Source organism: Streptomyces sp. NPDC002734 (assembly GCF_040295685.1).
Lineage (GTDB): Bacteria > Actinomycetota > Actinomycetes > Streptomycetales > Streptomycetaceae > Streptomyces.
This window is the reverse complement of sequence record NZ_JBEOVU010000049.1, coordinates 4,211-19,268: the sequence shown is the minus strand read 5'-3', so window position 1 is coordinate 19,268 and position 15,058 is coordinate 4,211. Positions and strand designations below refer to the sequence as shown.

The 15,058-nt window shown below is 72.3% G+C and carries 14 protein-coding genes; 11 read left to right on the top strand and 3 right to left on the bottom strand.

Translation table 11 applies throughout. From position 1 onward, the window contains the following. Positions 1-9 precede the first annotated feature (9 nt). Genes ABT026_RS30080 through ABT026_RS30065 form a run of 4 tightly spaced genes read left to right on the top strand, consistent with a single transcriptional unit; the run spans position 10 to position 4,190 of the window. Positions 10-468 (top strand): cobalamin-dependent protein, encoded by a 459-nt coding sequence (locus ABT026_RS30080; RefSeq protein WP_351118356.1) that lies wholly within the window; start codon positions 10-12, stop codon positions 466-468. A 53-nt stretch (positions 469-521) separates the two neighbouring features. After that, positions 522-1,874 carry a methylaspartate mutase gene (locus ABT026_RS30075; protein WP_351118355.1) on the top strand — a complete coding sequence of 451 codons (1,353 nt, stop codon included), beginning with the start codon at positions 522-524 and terminating at the stop codon, positions 1,872-1,874. Between the two features lie 39 nt (positions 1,875-1,913). Continuing rightward, positions 1,914-2,897, top strand: a complete 984-nt coding sequence (locus ABT026_RS30070) for a quinone oxidoreductase family protein (protein ID WP_351118354.1) — start codon at positions 1,914-1,916, stop codon at positions 2,895-2,897. 60 nt (positions 2,898-2,957) lie between these two features. Next, positions 2,958-4,190 (top strand): ATP-grasp domain-containing protein, encoded by a 1,233-nt coding sequence (locus ABT026_RS30065; RefSeq protein WP_351118353.1) that lies wholly within the window; start codon positions 2,958-2,960, stop codon positions 4,188-4,190. 124 nt (positions 4,191-4,314) lie between these two features. Here ABT026_RS30065 and sepH read toward each other — a convergent pair whose 3' ends face one another. The 3 genes from sepH to ABT026_RS30050 form a co-directional block, all read right to left on the bottom strand. After that, a complete protein-coding gene (gene sepH / locus ABT026_RS30060) occupies positions 4,315-5,370 on the bottom strand; it encodes a septation protein SepH (RefSeq protein ID WP_351118352.1) in 1,056 nt (351 codons plus the stop codon). A 487-nt stretch (positions 5,371-5,857) separates the two neighbouring features. Continuing rightward, a complete protein-coding gene (locus ABT026_RS30055; protein WP_351118351.1) occupies positions 5,858-7,186 on the bottom strand; it encodes a D-arabinono-1,4-lactone oxidase in 1,329 nt (442 codons plus the stop codon). Further along, positions 7,137-8,384, bottom strand: coding sequence for an MFS transporter (locus tag ABT026_RS30050; RefSeq protein WP_351118349.1), 1,248 nt, complete (start codon positions 8,382-8,384; stop codon positions 7,137-7,139). The genes ABT026_RS30055 and ABT026_RS30050 overlap by 50 nt, the downstream gene beginning before the upstream one ends. A gap of 203 nt (positions 8,385-8,587) precedes the next feature. On the opposite strand from ABT026_RS30050, the gene ABT026_RS30045 reads away from it, so the two are divergent. The 7 genes from ABT026_RS30045 to ABT026_RS30015 all read left to right on the top strand — a co-directional run bounded on the left by ABT026_RS30045 (position 8,588) and on the right by ABT026_RS30015 (position 14,898). Next, on the top strand, positions 8,588-9,718 hold the full coding sequence (locus tag ABT026_RS30045; protein ID WP_351118348.1) for a ferrochelatase: 1,131 nt from the start codon (positions 8,588-8,590) through the stop codon (positions 9,716-9,718). A gap of 88 nt (positions 9,719-9,806) precedes the next feature. Beyond that, positions 9,807-10,637: an inositol monophosphatase family protein gene (locus ABT026_RS30040; protein WP_351118347.1), complete on the top strand. Its 831-nt coding sequence runs from the start codon at positions 9,807-9,809 to the stop codon at positions 10,635-10,637. A 317-nt stretch (positions 10,638-10,954) separates the two neighbouring features. After that, positions 10,955-11,128: a hypothetical protein gene (locus ABT026_RS30035; RefSeq protein WP_170145025.1), complete on the top strand. Its 174-nt coding sequence runs from the start codon at positions 10,955-10,957 to the stop codon at positions 11,126-11,128. A 214-nt stretch (positions 11,129-11,342) separates the two neighbouring features. Further along, entirely contained in the window at positions 11,343-11,996 is a 654-nt protein-coding gene (locus tag ABT026_RS30030; protein ID WP_351118346.1) for a response regulator transcription factor, read from the top strand. 5 nt (positions 11,997-12,001) lie between these two features. Then, the gene (locus ABT026_RS30025) at positions 12,002-13,264 is read left to right on the top strand and encodes a sensor histidine kinase (RefSeq protein ID WP_351118345.1); all 1,263 of its coding nucleotides are present in this window, start codon (positions 12,002-12,004) and stop codon (positions 13,262-13,264) included. A gap of 382 nt (positions 13,265-13,646) precedes the next feature. Continuing rightward, positions 13,647-13,943 carry a DUF4193 domain-containing protein gene (locus tag ABT026_RS30020; RefSeq protein ID WP_005481602.1) on the top strand — a complete coding sequence of 99 codons (297 nt, stop codon included), beginning with the start codon at positions 13,647-13,649 and terminating at the stop codon, positions 13,941-13,943. Between the two features lie 13 nt (positions 13,944-13,956). Beyond that, a complete protein-coding gene (locus ABT026_RS30015; protein ID WP_351118344.1) occupies positions 13,957-14,898 on the top strand; it encodes a hypothetical protein in 942 nt (313 codons plus the stop codon). Positions 14,899-15,058 lie beyond the last annotated feature (160 nt).

Below are 15,058 nucleotides of genomic sequence, written 5' to 3'. Positions count from 1 at the left end.
GGGGGTTCCATGCGGCACGAACAGACCCGTACCGTCATTCTCGGAGTGGCTGCCAGCGACAGTCATGTCGTCGCCAACCACCTCATCGCCCACGAACTGCGGGCCAGGGGTTTCACCGTCGTCAACCTCGGCGCCTGCACTTCGGTCGCCGAGTTCGCCGACGCCCACGCCGAGCACCCCGAAGCCGAGGCGGTGATTATCGGCAGCCTCAACGGGCACGCCCGGGAGGACCTGCAGGACCTGCCCGCCGCCCGCGCCGCGGGCCGGCTCGGCTGCCCCGTGATCGTCGGCGGCAATCTCTCGGTGGGCAGCCACAAGCACGCCTCCGACGACGACCGCCTGTACGCCCTCGGCGTCGACGAGGTCCTGACCGACCTGGACGCGCTGCCGGCCGCACTGGACCGCCTGCGGGAACACGGCCCGGTCCGGCGGACCTCCGCGCCAGTCGCGGCACCGGTCGCCTCATGACCGGTTCCGCGCTGCCGGCCGCACCGCCCCCGCCGCCTTCCCTGGCCGAGTCGGTGGCATACGTAGCGCAGTTGGGCAAGCCGTCGGCCGCCGAGGTGCTGCGGGAGGCGAAGGCGGCCGGGCGGGTGGCGCTGCAGCCGCGGTGCGGGGTGGGTTCGCACGCCCAGATGCTCACCCTGCTCCAGGACCTGGAGCGGCACGCCCGCCCCGACATCCTCACGATCACCATCGACTCGTACACGCGGTTGAAGCAGTTCGACAGCGCCCGAGCGGTGCTCGGCCGCAATCCCGCCGAACTCAACGGTTATCCCCTGGTCGCCCACGGCTGGACCAAGGGCCGCGAACTCAACGAGGCGGTGTCGGCCCCGCTGGAGGTGCGGCACGGATCACCGGACGCACGCCTGCTCTTCGAGACCTCGGTGGCGTCCGGCATCACCTCCTTCGAGGGCGGCGGGATCTCCTACAACCTGCCCTACGCCAAGTCCGTGCCGTTGGCCGAATCGCTTGCGGCATGGCGTGACGTGGACGCGCTCTGCGGTGAACTGGCCGGCCACGGTCTCGTCGTCGACCGTGAACTCTTCGGCACGTTGACCGCGGTCCTGGTGCCGCCCTCCATCTCACTGGCCATCAGTGTCCTGGAGGCCGTGGCGGCGGTACGGGAGGGGGTGCGGTGCGTCTCGGTCGCCTATCCGCAGGGCGGCCACTTCGAGCAGGACGTGGCGGCCCTGCGCGCCGTCCCTCTGCTGGCCGCCCGTTACCTCCGGGCGGACATCGAGGTCCACGCCGTCCTTCACGAGTTCATGGGTGTCTTCCCGCGGATCCGGGCGCACGCCGAGGACCTGATCCTCTACGGGGCGCTGGTGGCCCGGCTGGGCAACGCCAGCAAACTGATCAGCAAGACCTACCAGGAGGCGCACGGCATCCCGGACACCAGGGCCAACATCGACGGCCTGCTGCTCGCCTCCCGGTCCAACTCGCCGCTCCTCGACTTCATCACGCTCGACGAGGACCGGATCGCGGAGGAACTGGACTGGATTCTCACCGAGGTCGCCGAACTCGTCGAACCGGTGCTGGCGACGGCCGACCTGCACAAGGAGATCCCGGCGGCGTTCGCGGAGGGCAGGCTCGACATCCCGTTCAGTGCGAGTCGGCACGCACTGTCGCAGGTAATCCCCCGACGGGCCGAGGACGGTGCCATACGCTACTTCGCCACGGGGGCACTGCCGTTCTCCCCGGCGACGCTCCGGCGCAACGAGCGGAGCCTCGCCGCCGGCGGCCGGCCTCGCATCGCCGACATGGTGAAAGGGCTGACCGCGGACATCAACTACTTCCTCAACGTCTTCGGTGAGACCGGGAGCACGATGATGGGGCCGGTGGGGAGGCCGGGCCTCCCCACCCCGCCCTGACACCGTCACCGGTGAAGCCGCAACGCACAGAGAACACCCATGAGCGGGAGCGAAAAGAGCATGCAGTCCATCCGCGTCGCCCGACCCGGTGAGGCATCGGAACTCCGCCTGGAGCAGAGTCCCGTGCCCGAGCCGGGACCGGGCCAGGTGCTGGTGCGCAACACAGCCGCCGGCGTCAACTTCATCGACGTCTACTACCGCAACGGGACCTATCCCGCCGAGCCGCCGTTCACCCCGGGGCAGGAGGGCGCCGGCGTGGTCACCGCCGTCGGCGAGGGGGTGACGGGGTTCGAGCCCGGGGCCAGGGTCGCGTACGCGAGTCAGCTCGGCGCGTACGCCGAGTACACCGCGGTGCCCGTGGACAAGCTGCTCCCCGTTCCCGACGACGTGGACCTGACGGACGCCGCGGCGGTGACCCTGCAGGGCCTCGCCGCGTACTACCTCACCCACCAGACGCACCCGGTGGCGGAGGGCGAGACCGTGGTCGTCCTGGCCGCGGCCGGAGGGCTCGGCAGGCTCCTGGTGCAGCTTGCCGCGGCACGGGGGGCCGCCGTCATCGCGGTCGCCTCCACCCCGGGCAAGCAGGACGTCGCCCGAGCGGCGGGCGCCCACCACACCCTCGGTTACGACGATTTCGACGAGGCGGTACGTGAACTCACCGGCGGGCGCGGAGCCCACGTGGTCTACGACTCGGTGGGGGCCTCCACCTACCGTGCCGGGCTGCGGTCCCTCGGTCGTCGCGGCACCCTCGTCCTGTGCGGTCTCTCCAGCGGCCCCGTCCCACCGCTGGACGTCGAAATGCTGCGTGGCGGGGGGTCGTTGTACTTGACCCGGCCCACCATGAAGGACTACGTGTACGACGCGGAGTCGCTGCGCGCCGCAGGCGGCGCAGTCTTCCGATACCTCGCGCAGGGCGTCCTGAGGCCGCAGGTGCACGCAACGCTGCCGCTGGCCCGAGCCGCCGAGGCGCACCGGCTGCTGGAGAGCCGGACGACCACCGGGAAACTGCTGCTCACGCCCTGAGCCCTCGCTCCGGTACCTCCCACCCCGACACGCGTCCCACCTCATCCCCAGGAGTATCAGATGGCCGAGGCCGACAGCAGGCTTCTCTTCGTTGGCGGCGCCGGTGACGCCACCCTCGCCGTCGACGTCGTGACCACGGCGTTGGAGCAGGCTCGCAAGCGCGGCCTGCGTGTTCATCTCACCAACCAGGAGGCCACCCTGGCCGCCACCCCGTCCGTCTCGGCCCAGGCGGACGCCGTGTCCGCGGTGGACTTCTCGGTGCTGGGCGAGAGCGCCGCCTGGGCGCGCGGCCGGCTCGCTGCGGGTGAGGGCTTCGACATCGTCTTCGGCGTGCGGGAGATGGCGCAGGTGGCGGTCGCCGAGACCGCCGACGCACTGGGTCTGCCCGGCAACCCGCCGCACGCCGTGCACCGGGTCCGCACCAAGGACGAGGCCCGAGCGCACCTGGCCGCGGCGGGGTTTCCGCAGCCGGGATTCTCGGTCGTGGCGGACGAGGCCGAGGCGCGGGCGTTCCTGGCGGGCTCCACAGGCCCCTGGGTGGTCAAGCCGCGCGACGCCATGGGCAGCGAGGGCGTCACCCGCGTCGACAGTGCCGACGACCTGGCCGCCGCGCTCCGCTTCCTGCCGGGGGGGGACCCGTTCATCGTGGAGGAGTTCATCGAGGGCCCCGAGTACAGCGCCGAGGGCGTCTTCCTGGACGGCGTTCCGCACGTGCTGGCGCTGACTTCCAAGGAACTGCTGCCGCCGCCGCACTTCTTCGAGACGGAGTACGTGATCCCGGCCCTCCTGCCGGAGGACACGGCCGGGGAGATCGAACGGCAGGTCGTCGCCGCGCTGACCGCCCTCGAACTGCGGTTCGGGCAGTTCCACGTCGAGCTGTGGTGGACACGGCGCGGGGTCGTCCTCGGGGAGGTCCACGTGCGCAACGCGGGTGGCTGGATCCACCGGATGCTGGCTCACGTGATCCCGGGGCTGGAGTGGTTCGGCCTGGTCTACGACGACGTGCTCGGCAACCCGGTCGACCGCGCCGCGCTGCGACCGCGACGGGGTTCCGCGATCCGCTTCCTGACGCCGCCGCCGGGACGCCTGGTGGCGATCGAGGGCTGGGAGGAAGTGATGGCCCACCCGGCGGTGATCCACGCGGAACTGGCCGTCTCACCGGGCGATGTCGTCGCACCGCATCACTCGGTCGAGAACCGTGTCGGGCACATCGCCGTGGGCGCGGACACTCCCGAGGAGGCACAGGCGCTGGCGCGCAAGCTGGAGTCCCAGGTGCGCTTCGTGACCGGCTGACGGGGCCAGGAGGGGCGGCGGCGGGCCGTCGGGGGCGACGAGGCGGGACGGCCTCGTCGCCCCCGACGGCCCGCTCCGGCAGGTGGCCTCGACGGCGAGACCGTGCGGGCAGGGGAGCCGTGGATCAGTCGGAGTTCTTCTTGCGGCGGGTGCCGAAGACGATCTCGTCCCAGCTGGGGACCGCCGCGCGGCGACCGGGACGCACCCCGTCCGCCTCGGCCTGACGATCCGTCGCCCCGATCAGGCGATCCCGGTGGCTGCTGACCGCCCGCGGCATCAGGACGTCCGCGTACGCGGAACCCGCCCCCGCGGAGGCCGCCGGCGCGGGCGGTTCCTCGACGTCGGGCTCGGTGTCCGGGCCGTCGGACCCCTCGCCGGGGATCTCCGGCACGACCAGGTCGCCACGGAAGCTCGGCACCGCCTCGAGGAGGCTGGTCAGCGAGTCGCCGACGCTCTCCTCCTCCAGGTCGGACGGCTGCGCCTGCGCGGGCACGATCGCGGCCCGCTCCGACCGGTCGCCCCGGTCATGCTCGCGGTCCCGGTCACGATCCCGCGGCAGCCGCGCGATCCGCGGCACGAACGGATGCGCCGGCTCGGACGGCCCGAGGTCGTCGGACTCACCGATCAGCGAGCGCGCCTCGTCGTCGACCGCGGCGACCAGACGGCGCGGCGGGTCGTAGGTCCAGCTCGCCGTGTGCGGCTCGCCCGCCACGCGGTAGACCAGCAGCACCTCCCAGGTGCCGTCGTCGCGGCGCCAGGAGTCCCACTGCACGGTGTCCTTGTCGGCGCCGCGCAGCAGCAGCCGCTCCTGGACCGTTTCGCCCAGCGGGGGACCGGTGTTCTCGCCCGGGCGCCGCACCGGGGTCTTGCGTGCGCGCTCCGCCATGAACGCGCGCTCGGCCAGCACGGGGCCCTCGAAACGCCGCACCCGGTCCACCGGGATGCCGGCCAGCTGGGCGACCTCCTCCGCGGTGGCTCCGGCCCTTATACGGGCCTGGATGTCGCGGGGGCGGAGGTGGCTCTCCACCTCGATCTCGATCTGTCCGAGACGGGGACGGTCACCGCGCACGGCGGCGCGCAGCCGTTCGTCGATCGGAAGCGTGTACTCCGTGCTGTCCGCAGCCTTGAGCACCAGCCGTGTGCCGTCATTGGAGACGGCCACGACACGCAGTTCGGGCATGGGGACCTCCCGGGTGGTGCCTGCCGACGTCACGTGCGTCGCTGCTTCCGCTAGTCGAGTGTGGCCTGCCCGGGTGCAGCCTGCCACAACCTTGCCGAGTTGCCCGGCGTGTCGGGCGCCGGGCCCAGGCTCACCGTCATGGCACGGTTACCTGTTTGCAACGTCAAGTGACCCAGATCGGTCACCCTGAGCAACAGCCTCCCTCCCCGGCGTTCCTGACGGATCGCGGGCGCCCAGGCGGGAGTCCGGACCCAGGGCTCAGAACACTACTCCATTTGGGCCACGTGCGTGGATTGGCGCGCCGGTCGAAATCGGGGCGGGTCACCCCAAGATCGTCCCGGCACGGCGTCCCAAGGCCCGGACGGCCCTTGCGACGTGGCGTGTTTCACGCCCCGGTCCACGCCCCTGATCCCTGCCCCGTCCCGCCCGTTCCAATCGCCCGCGCCGTGATCTTCCTGTCGCGGCGCCCGCGTCCGGCGCGCGCCGCCTACTCCCCGAGCACCCGCCTCAGGTAGTCGTTCTGGAAACGCCGTTCGGGGTCCAGCCGGTTCCTCAGCTCCAGGAATTCGCCGAAACGGGGGTAGACGCCGGCCAGGTGGTCGGCGTCGCGGGTGTGCACCTTGCCCCAGTGGGGTCTGCCCTCGTAGGCCGTGAAGATGCGCTCCGCCAGCGTGAAGTACGCCTGGTAGGGGGTGCCCTGGAACATGTGGACGGCGACGTAGGCGCTGTCCCGGCCGGAGGCGGTGGAGAGCGTGACGTCGTCGGCGGGCGCGGTGCGCACCTCCACCGGGAAGCTGACCCGCAGCCCCGACCGGTCGACCGCGGACCGCAGTTCGCGCAGCGCGTCGACCATCGAGGCGCGCGGCAGGGCGTACTCCATCTCCACGAACCGCACCCGTCGCGGCGAGGTGAACACCTTGTAGGGGATGTCGGTGTAGGTCCGGGCGGAGAGCGCCCGGCTGGATATCCGCGCGATGGCAGGTATGGCGGCCGGCACCGCCCGCCCCAGCCGGTTGACCGCACCGAAGACGCCGTTGGAGAGGAACTCGTCCTCCAGCCAGGCGCCCGCCCTGCCCAGCGGACGCGGCGGGCCCGCGCTGCGGTTGTTGCGCTTGGTGTTGCAGTTGCCGGTGTGCGGGAACCAGTAGAACTCGAAGTGCTCGTTCGCCGACCACAGTTCCTCGAAGGCGCCGGTCACCTGGTCGAAGCTCATCGGCTCCTCGCGCGCGGTGAGCAGGAAGACCGGTTCGACCTTGAACGTCAGGGCGGTGACGACGCCCAGCGCGCCGAGGCCGATCCGCGCGGCGGCGAAGATCTCGGGGTTCTCCTCACGGGAGCAGGTGAGGACCGAGCCGTCCGCGGTGACCAGTTCGAGGGCGACGATCTGCGCGGAGATCGACCCGGACTCCCGGCCGGTGCCGTGGGTCCCGGTGCTCACCGCGCCGGAGACCGTCTGCTCCATGATGTCGCCCATGTTGGTCAGCGACAGACCCTCGCCGGCCAGCGCCGCGTTGAGCTGCTTCAGCGGCGTCCCGGCGCCGACCGTGACCGTCCCCGCGGCACGGTCCACGCGGTGCACCCCGGCCAGCCGCTCGGGGCGGATCAGCACGCCGTCGGTGGCGGCGGCCGCGGTGAAGGAGTGACCGGTGCCCGCGGCCTTGACCCGCAGACCGCGTTCCGCCGCGTCGCGCACCGCGGCGGCGACCTCCTCGGCGCTGCCGGGCGCGACCTGCCGGGCCGGGCGGGCGGTGACGTTGCCCGCCCAGTTACGCCAGGTGTCGCTCTGCCGTGTCCGTGCGTTCGCCGTGCTGCTCAACGGTGCCTCCCCGCGACGTGGCCGGCCTGGTGAGCCGGCGGTACCCGAGGAAACCGACCGCCACCGCGGCGGCCCCGGCCACGGCCGGCACCACGTACCCGGTCCGCGCGCCGGCCGAGTCGATCACCAGACCGGCCGCCGAGGACCCCAGCGCGACGCCGACCGCGAGGCCGGTGCTGATCCAGGTCATGCCCTCGGTCAACTGCGCGCGTGGTACGTGCTGCTCGATCAGGGACATCGTGGTGATCATCGTGGGGGCGATGAAGAGGCCCGCGACGAACAGCGCCACGGCCAAGAACGGCAGGTTCCCGACCAGTTGGAGGGGGATCATACTCGCGGCCATCGCACACACACCCGCCAGCCAGCGACGTTCCGGGCGGCCGTGGACGCGCAGCACGCCGAAGACCAGTCCGGCGACGCAGGAACCGGCCGCGTAGACCGCGAGCACCAGGCTGGCCGCGGCCTTGTGGCCCAGCTCCTCGGCGAAGGCCACCGTCACCACGTCGACCGCGCCGAAGACCGTCCCGGTGGCCACGAAGGTCGCCACGAGCACCTGGAGACCGGGGGAGCGCAGCGCGCTGCCCCGCACGTACTCCTCGGGCGGGTGAGGCTTCGGCTCGGTGGCGCGCTGGGAGGTCAGCCAGAACACTCCGGCCGCCATGCACACCGCCGCCAGCAGCGGTCCCGCCTCCGGGAACCAGGCGGTGGACAGGCCGATGGAGACGATCGGGCCGACGATGAAGCAGACCTCGTCGATCACCGACTCGAAGGAGTAGGCGGTGTGCAGCATCGGGGTGCCGCGGTAGAGGGCCGCCCAGCGGGCCCGCACCATCGAGCCCAGGCTCGGCACGCAGCCGACCAGGGCGGCGAAGGCGAACAGGGTGGCGTCCGGCCAGCGCAGGCGCGTCGCGGCCAGCAGCCCGGCGGCGCCGGTGAGCGCCACCAGCACCGCCGGGCGCAGCACCCGGTTCTGTCCGTGACGGTCCACCAGCCGGGATATCTGGGGGCCGAGCATCGCCGAGGAGAGCGCGATGGTCGCGGAGAGAGCGCCGGCCAGGCCGTAACGGCCGGTGACCTGGGAGATCATGGTGACCACGCCGATGCCCATCATGGACAGCGGCATCCGGCCGACCAGTCCGGCGGCGGAGAAGCCGCGGGTCCCGGGGGGCGCGAAGAGGGCGCGGTAGGGCGAGGGCACGGGCTCTCCGGGGAAAAGGGGCGTCGCTGCCCAGGTCATGAAGTGGTTGGTCGATACAGCTTACGACTGGTTCGACCAGGTGTGCCCCGGGTGTACGGGCGTCCGGACGGGGAGCGTGGGGGCAAGGGGGGCGCAGGGATGCGGGCGACCCGGCCGGGCGGCCCGGTTTCCCCGCCGCCGGTCGCCAGTGGGAGGATCCAGTCATGCCAGATGTGCTCGAATCGTCCCCCTACGACGCGTTGCTGCTGCTCTCCTTCGGCGGCCCGGAGGGCCCCGAGGACGTGGTGCCGTTCCTCGAGAACGTCACCCGGGGGCGCGGCATCCCCAAGGAACGCCTCAAGGAGGTGGGCCGGCACTACTTCCTGTTCGGCGGCGTCAGCCCGATCAACGGCCAGAACCGCGAACTCCTGGACGCCCTGCGCGCGGACTTCGCCGAGCACGGGCTGGACCTGCCCGTCTACTGGGGCAACCGCAACTGGGCCCCGTACCTCACCGACACCCTCCGCGAGATGGTCCGCGACGGGCACCGCCGGATCCTGGTGCTGGCCACCAGTGCCTACGCCTCCTACTCGGGCTGCCGGCAGTACCGCGAGAACCTGGCGGACGCCCTGGCCACGCTGGAGGCCGAGGGGCTGGAGCTGCCCCGGGTGGACAAGCTGCGGCACTACTTCAACCACCCGGGCTTCGTGGAGCCGATGATCGACGGCGTGGTCGAGGCCCTGGCGGACCTCCCCGCGGAGGTGCGCGACGGCGCCCAGCTGGCGTTCACCACACACTCCATCCCGACCGCCTCGGCGGACACCTCGGGTCCGGTCGACGAGCACGGCGACGGCGGCGCGTACGTGCGCCAGCACCTGGACGTCGCCCAGCTGATCGCCGAGGCGGTCCGCGGGCGCACCGGTGTGGAGCGGGCCTGGCAGCTGGTCTACCAGTCGCGGTCCGGAGCCCCGCACATCCCGTGGCTGGAGCCGGACATCTGCGACCACCTCGAGGAGCGGCACGCGGCGGGAGTCCCGGCCGTGGTCATGGTGCCGATCGGTTTCGTCTCCGACCACATGGAGGTCCTCTACGACCTCGACACCGAGGCCAAGGCCAAGGCGGAGGAGCTGGGGCTGCCGGTGCGGCGCTCCGCGACGGTCGGCGCCGACCCGCGGTTCGCCGCGGCGGTCCGGGACCTGGTCGTGGAACGGGCGGCCGCCGAGCGCGGGCAGTCCGTGAAGCCGTGCGCGCTGGGCGCCCTCGGCGCGAGCCACGACGTGTGCCCGGTGGGCTGCTGCCCCGCGGCGCGCAACCCGAAGCCCGCCGCGGCGGGCGCGGACAGCCCGTACGCCTGACCTCTCCGGGGGCGGCGCACCCGCGCCGCCCCCGGAGCCGGACCCGCCCCACACCGCCCCAGACGTACCGACAGGACGCGAGGACACCGTGACGGACCTGCACCGGACCGAGCTGCACCGAGAGCTGCTGGAGATCGCCCGGGAGGCGGCCCGCCGGGCCGGCGAGCTGCTGCGGGACGGCCGCCCCGACGACCTCGAGGTGGCCGCCACCAAGTCGAGCCCCATCGACGTGGTGACCGAGATGGACATCGCCGCCGAGAAGCTGATCGTCGACCTGATAGCGGCACGCCGCCCCGGGGACGGGTTCCTCGGCGAGGAGGGCGCCTCCTCGGCCGGCACCAGCGGGGTGCGCTGGGTGGTCGACCCGCTCGACGGCACCGTGAACTACCTGTACGGCCTGCCGTCCTGGTCGGTCTCGATCGCCGCCGAGGTGGACGGGGAGGCGGTGGCCGGGGTGGTGGAGATCCCCATGCGGGGCGAGACCTTCCACGCCGTCTCCGGCGGCGGCGCCTGGGTGACCGGGCCGTCCTGGGAGGGGGAGCGGCGGCTGGCCGTGCGGCCGTCGCCGTCCCTGGAGCAGGCGCTGATCGCCACCGGCTTCAACTACGTCACCACCGTGCGCGCCCACCAGGCGGAGGTGGCGCGGGAGCTGCTGCCGCTGGTGCGCGACATCCGCCGCGGCGGCTCGGCCGCGGTCGACCTGTGCGACCTGGCCGCGGGCCGCCTCGACGGCTACTACGAGCGCGGACTGCACCCCTGGGACCGGGCGGCCGGGGACCTGATCGCCCGCGAGGCGGGCGCCCTCACCGGCGGACGGGCCGGCGCGCGCCCCTCCGACGACCTCACCGTCGCCGCGACGCAAGGGGTCTTCGGACCCCTTCAGGAGCTGCTGGAGCGGCTCGGCGCCTGGCACGACTGAGTGTGTGACGCGTTTCACCGCGGCCCGGCAGACCCCCCTCCAGGGCCGCGGCGGAGCCCACGACCTGCGGAGGCGGCACGGCATGTCGGCCCGGTGAACGTCTGGCCTATGCCAGATTTCCTTGCCGCCCAAGGTTTCCGTCAGGTGACGCGTGGGGAGGACGGTTTCAACCCCGCGATCACGCTCCGCACGTGCCGTACCACCAAGCGGCACGGCACGGGCGTCCGGCTTCCCCTTTCCCCGGAGGCGCAAGCCGGACACTCCGCCCGGCGTGATCGTCCCTTCCCGACCCACGACCCAGGACGAGGGGGCGCCGCATGGACGCATTCACCGCAGGGCTTCTCCAGCGCATAAGGGCTGCCGAGTCGCACCTCACGCAGGCGCGCGACGAGGGCGACGAGTTCGCCGCCGAGGTGGAGCAGGGAGAACTGGACGACCTGCGCCGTCTGGCCGCCGAGCACGGTGTGGAGGTCGGCGCCGCGAGCGTCTGACACCGACCCCACAGGTCCGGCACCGCCGAACGGGCCCCGGCAACCCGCCGGGGCCCGTTCGGCGTGTCCGGGGGCCGTTAGGGGGCGGCCACCGGCGTGTCCGCCCGTCCGGGCGCTTCGTCGCCTTACGGCCGACTTACCGGCACAAGAGGCAGGATGGAGGCTTCTCCCACCGGTATGTCAGGCCGGTGGAACGTCAGGAAGGAAGGCCGACGTGCGCGTACTCGTCGTCGAGGACGAGCAGCTGCTCGCGGACGCGGTGGCCACCGGTCTGCGCCGCGAGGCGATGGCCGTCGACGTCGTGTACGACGGCGCCGCCGCCCTCGAGCGGATCGGTGTCAACGACTACGACGTGGTCGTCCTCGACCGGGACCTGCCGATGGTGCACGGCGACGACGTGTGCCGCCGGATCGTCGAGCTGGGCGAACCCACCCGGGTGCTGATGCTCACCGCCTCCGGCGACGTCAGCGACCGCGTGGAGGGCCTGGAGCTGGGGGCGGACGACTACCTCCCCAAGCCCTTCGCGTTCAGCGAGCTGATCGCCCGCGTGCGGGCCCTGGGGCGGCGCACCAGCGTGCCGCTGCCGCCGGTCCTGGAGCGGGCCGGCATCCGGCTCGACCCGAACCGGCGCGAGGTGTACCGGGACGGCCGGCAGATCCACCTCGCCCCCAAGGAGTTCGCGGTGCTCGAGGTGCTGATGCGCAGCGAGGGCGCCGTGGTGTCGGCGGAGCAGCTGCTGGAGAAGGCGTGGGACGAGAACACCGACCCGTTCACCAACGTGGTGCGGGTGACGGTGATGACGCTGCGCCGCAAGCTGGGCGAGCCGCCGGTGATCATCACCGTGCCCGGCTCCGGATACCGGGTCTGAGCGCCGTGGCCGCCTCCCCGAACCCGGCTCCCGCACCTCCGCCGCCGGGCGTCCCGCCGCGACCGACCTGGGACCCCAAGGAGCAGCAGTCGTCCTTCCCGTGGCTGCGCCCGACGATCCGGATACGGCTCACGCTGCTGTACGGCGGCATGTTCCTGATCGCCGGCATCGTGCTGCTCTCGATGATCTACCTGCTGGCGGCCCAGGCCATCTCCACCGGCAACCAACCGCCGTTCAAGATCATCCAGTTCACCGACGTCCGGGTGAGCAGCGACCGGTGCCCCGGTGTCAACACACAGCTCTCGCTGAGCCAGTTCAACGCGGAGATCGCCCGCTGCGTGAATCTGCAGCGGCAGGCCGCCCTGGACAACCTGCTGAGCCGCTCCCTGCTGGCGCTGCTGGGCCTCGCGGTGATTGCGTTCGCCTTCGGCTACGCGATGGCGGGACGGGTGCTCTCCCCGCTGGGGAAGATCATCCGTACCGCGCGCGCGGTGGCCGGCTCCGACCTGTCCCGCCGCATCGAGCTGGACGGCCCGGACGACGAGCTCAAGGAGCTCGCGGACACCTTCGACGAGATGCTGGAGCGGCTCCAGCGGGCGTTCACGGCCCAGCAGCGGTTCGTCGGCAACGCCTCGCACGAGCTGCGCACGCCGCTGGCGATCAACCGCACCCTGCTGGAGGTGCACCTCTCCGACCCGGGGGCCCCGCCCGAGCTCCAGCAGCTGGGGCGGACCCTGCTCGCCACCAACGAGCGCAGCGAGCAACTGGTGGAGGGCCTGCTCCTGCTGGCCCGCAGCGACAACCAGATCGTCGAGCGCAAGCCGGTCGACCTGGCGGAGGTGGCCAGCCGCGCCCTCGACCAGGTGCGCGGCGAGGCGGCCGAGCGGGGCGTGGAGTTCCGCGGCGAGCCGTCCTCCGTGGTCGTCCAGGGCAACGGCGTCCTGCTCGAGCGGATCGCGCTGAACCTGGTGCAGAACGCGGTGCGCTACAACGTGCCCGAGGGCGGCTGGGTGGAGGTCTCCACCGGCGCCGAGCACGGCCAGGCGGTGCTGGTGGTGTCCAACACCGGACCGGTGGTACCGGCCTACGAGATCGACAACCTGTTCGAGCCGTTCCGGCGGCTGAGGACCGAGCGGACCGGCAGCGACAAGGGCGTCGGCCTGGGGCTTTCGATCGTCCGGTCGGTCGCCCGGGCGCACGGCGGGCACATCACGGCCGTCCCCCGCGAGGGTGGCGGACTGGTGATGCGCGTCACGCTGCCCCTCTGAACGAGTGACCTCCTGTTCGCTCTGCGCTGAATTCCGGCGTGTCGCGTCCAGGGGGGAGCTGTGTGATCGATCACAGAAGCGTCACGGAGAGCGTCTACTCTCCGTGACGACAACGGGCTCCGAAAATGAGGGAAAACCGGGTTTTCGGGCGTCCTGATGCCGGGCAGTACACGGACAGATGCCTTTGGACCAGAGCATTCGCAGGGTGTACGGTCCGGTTCGCCATCCGAGCCGATCACTCTTCGGGAGTCCGGTTGGGTGTCGATTGAGTAACAGACCTTGATGTGAGGCAAAATCTCCGCCTCAGGTCGGGCACAAGTCCGGCCTCTCACGCGTTAACGGCGCTGGAGACACCCAAGACCACCCAGAGGGGGAGAGCGACATGGCAACCGACTACGACACTCCACGCAAGACCGACGACGACGTCGACTCGGACAGCCTGGAAGAACTGAAGGCACGGCGGAACGACAAGTCCACCTCCGCGGTGGACGTCGACGAGTTCGAGGCCGCCGAGGGCCTGGAACTGCCCGGAGCGGACCTCTCCAACGAGGAACTCGCCGTCCGGGTGCTGCCGAAGCAGCAGGACGAGTTCACCTGCATGAGCTGCTTCCTGGTGCACCACCGCAGCCAGCTGGCCCGCGAGAAGAACGGCCAGCCGATCTGCCGCGACTGCGACTGAGGCGGGGTCGGCCGTGCCCGGCTCGACCCCACCCTGGAAGCGCCGCTCCCGCAAGCGGGGAGCGGACCTCGAGCCGTCCGACGGCTCACGCGGCGCACGTGACGCCGTGGAGCGGGGCCCTGATGCCGTGACCGGCGAGGGTGCCCCGCTCGAGACGGCCGGCGGCGGTGCGCCGGCGCCGGCCGAGTCCGGCGGGCTCACCGCCCGGCGGCGGGCCGAGGGCCGGCTGCACGCCGCGCTGGGCGTCGTCGCCGACAGGATCGTCGCCGTCGCGCCCCGGATCCCGGTGCGCGACCTGGACACCCTGCGGCGGCACTTCCCGGAGCTCGGCCCCGAGGAGATCGCCGACCGGCTCGTCGCCGGAGCGGCCAAGGCCTCGGCGGCCGTGGGCGCCGGCGTCGGCGCCGCGAACATGCTGCCGGCCCCGCCGGCCTGGGCCGCCGGAATGGCGACCGAGATCACCGCCGTCGCCGCCGTCGAGCTGAAGCTCGTGGCGGAACTCCACGAGGTCTACGGACGGCGCCCTCCCGGCGACCTGCGCGCCCGCAGCATCGCCTACGTGAGGGTCTGGTCCTCCGAGCACGGGGTGGACCCCACCCGGCCCACCACCTTCCGCGCGGTGGTCGACACCGGCCTCAAACAGCAGCTGAGGCGTCAGATCAAACGGCGCCTGATCCGCAACGTGCCGAACATGCTGCCCTTCATGGTGGGCGCCACCGTGGGCGCCGTCGTCAACCGGCGCGACACCAGGCGGTTCGCCGAACACATCCGCACCGACCTGCGCAAGGTACGGGTCCCGTGGGAGCACCTGAAGGAGCTGCCCCCGCTGGACAGGCACTCCGAGCCGCTGGAACTGCCCGAGATCGTCCACGAGGACCACGAGGCTCCCGAGGAGCCCGGGCACGGCAGCTCCGGGCCCGGGACGCCCGGACCCGACGGCCCGCCGAAGGACTGACCCGGGCGGCGACGGCCCGCCGAAGGACTGACCCGGGCGGCGACGGCCCGCCGAAGGACTGACTCCGGGCGGCGACGGCCCGCCGAAGGACTGACTCCGGGCGGCGACGGCCCGCCGAAGGACTGACTCCGGGCGGCGACGGCCCGCCGAAGGACTGACC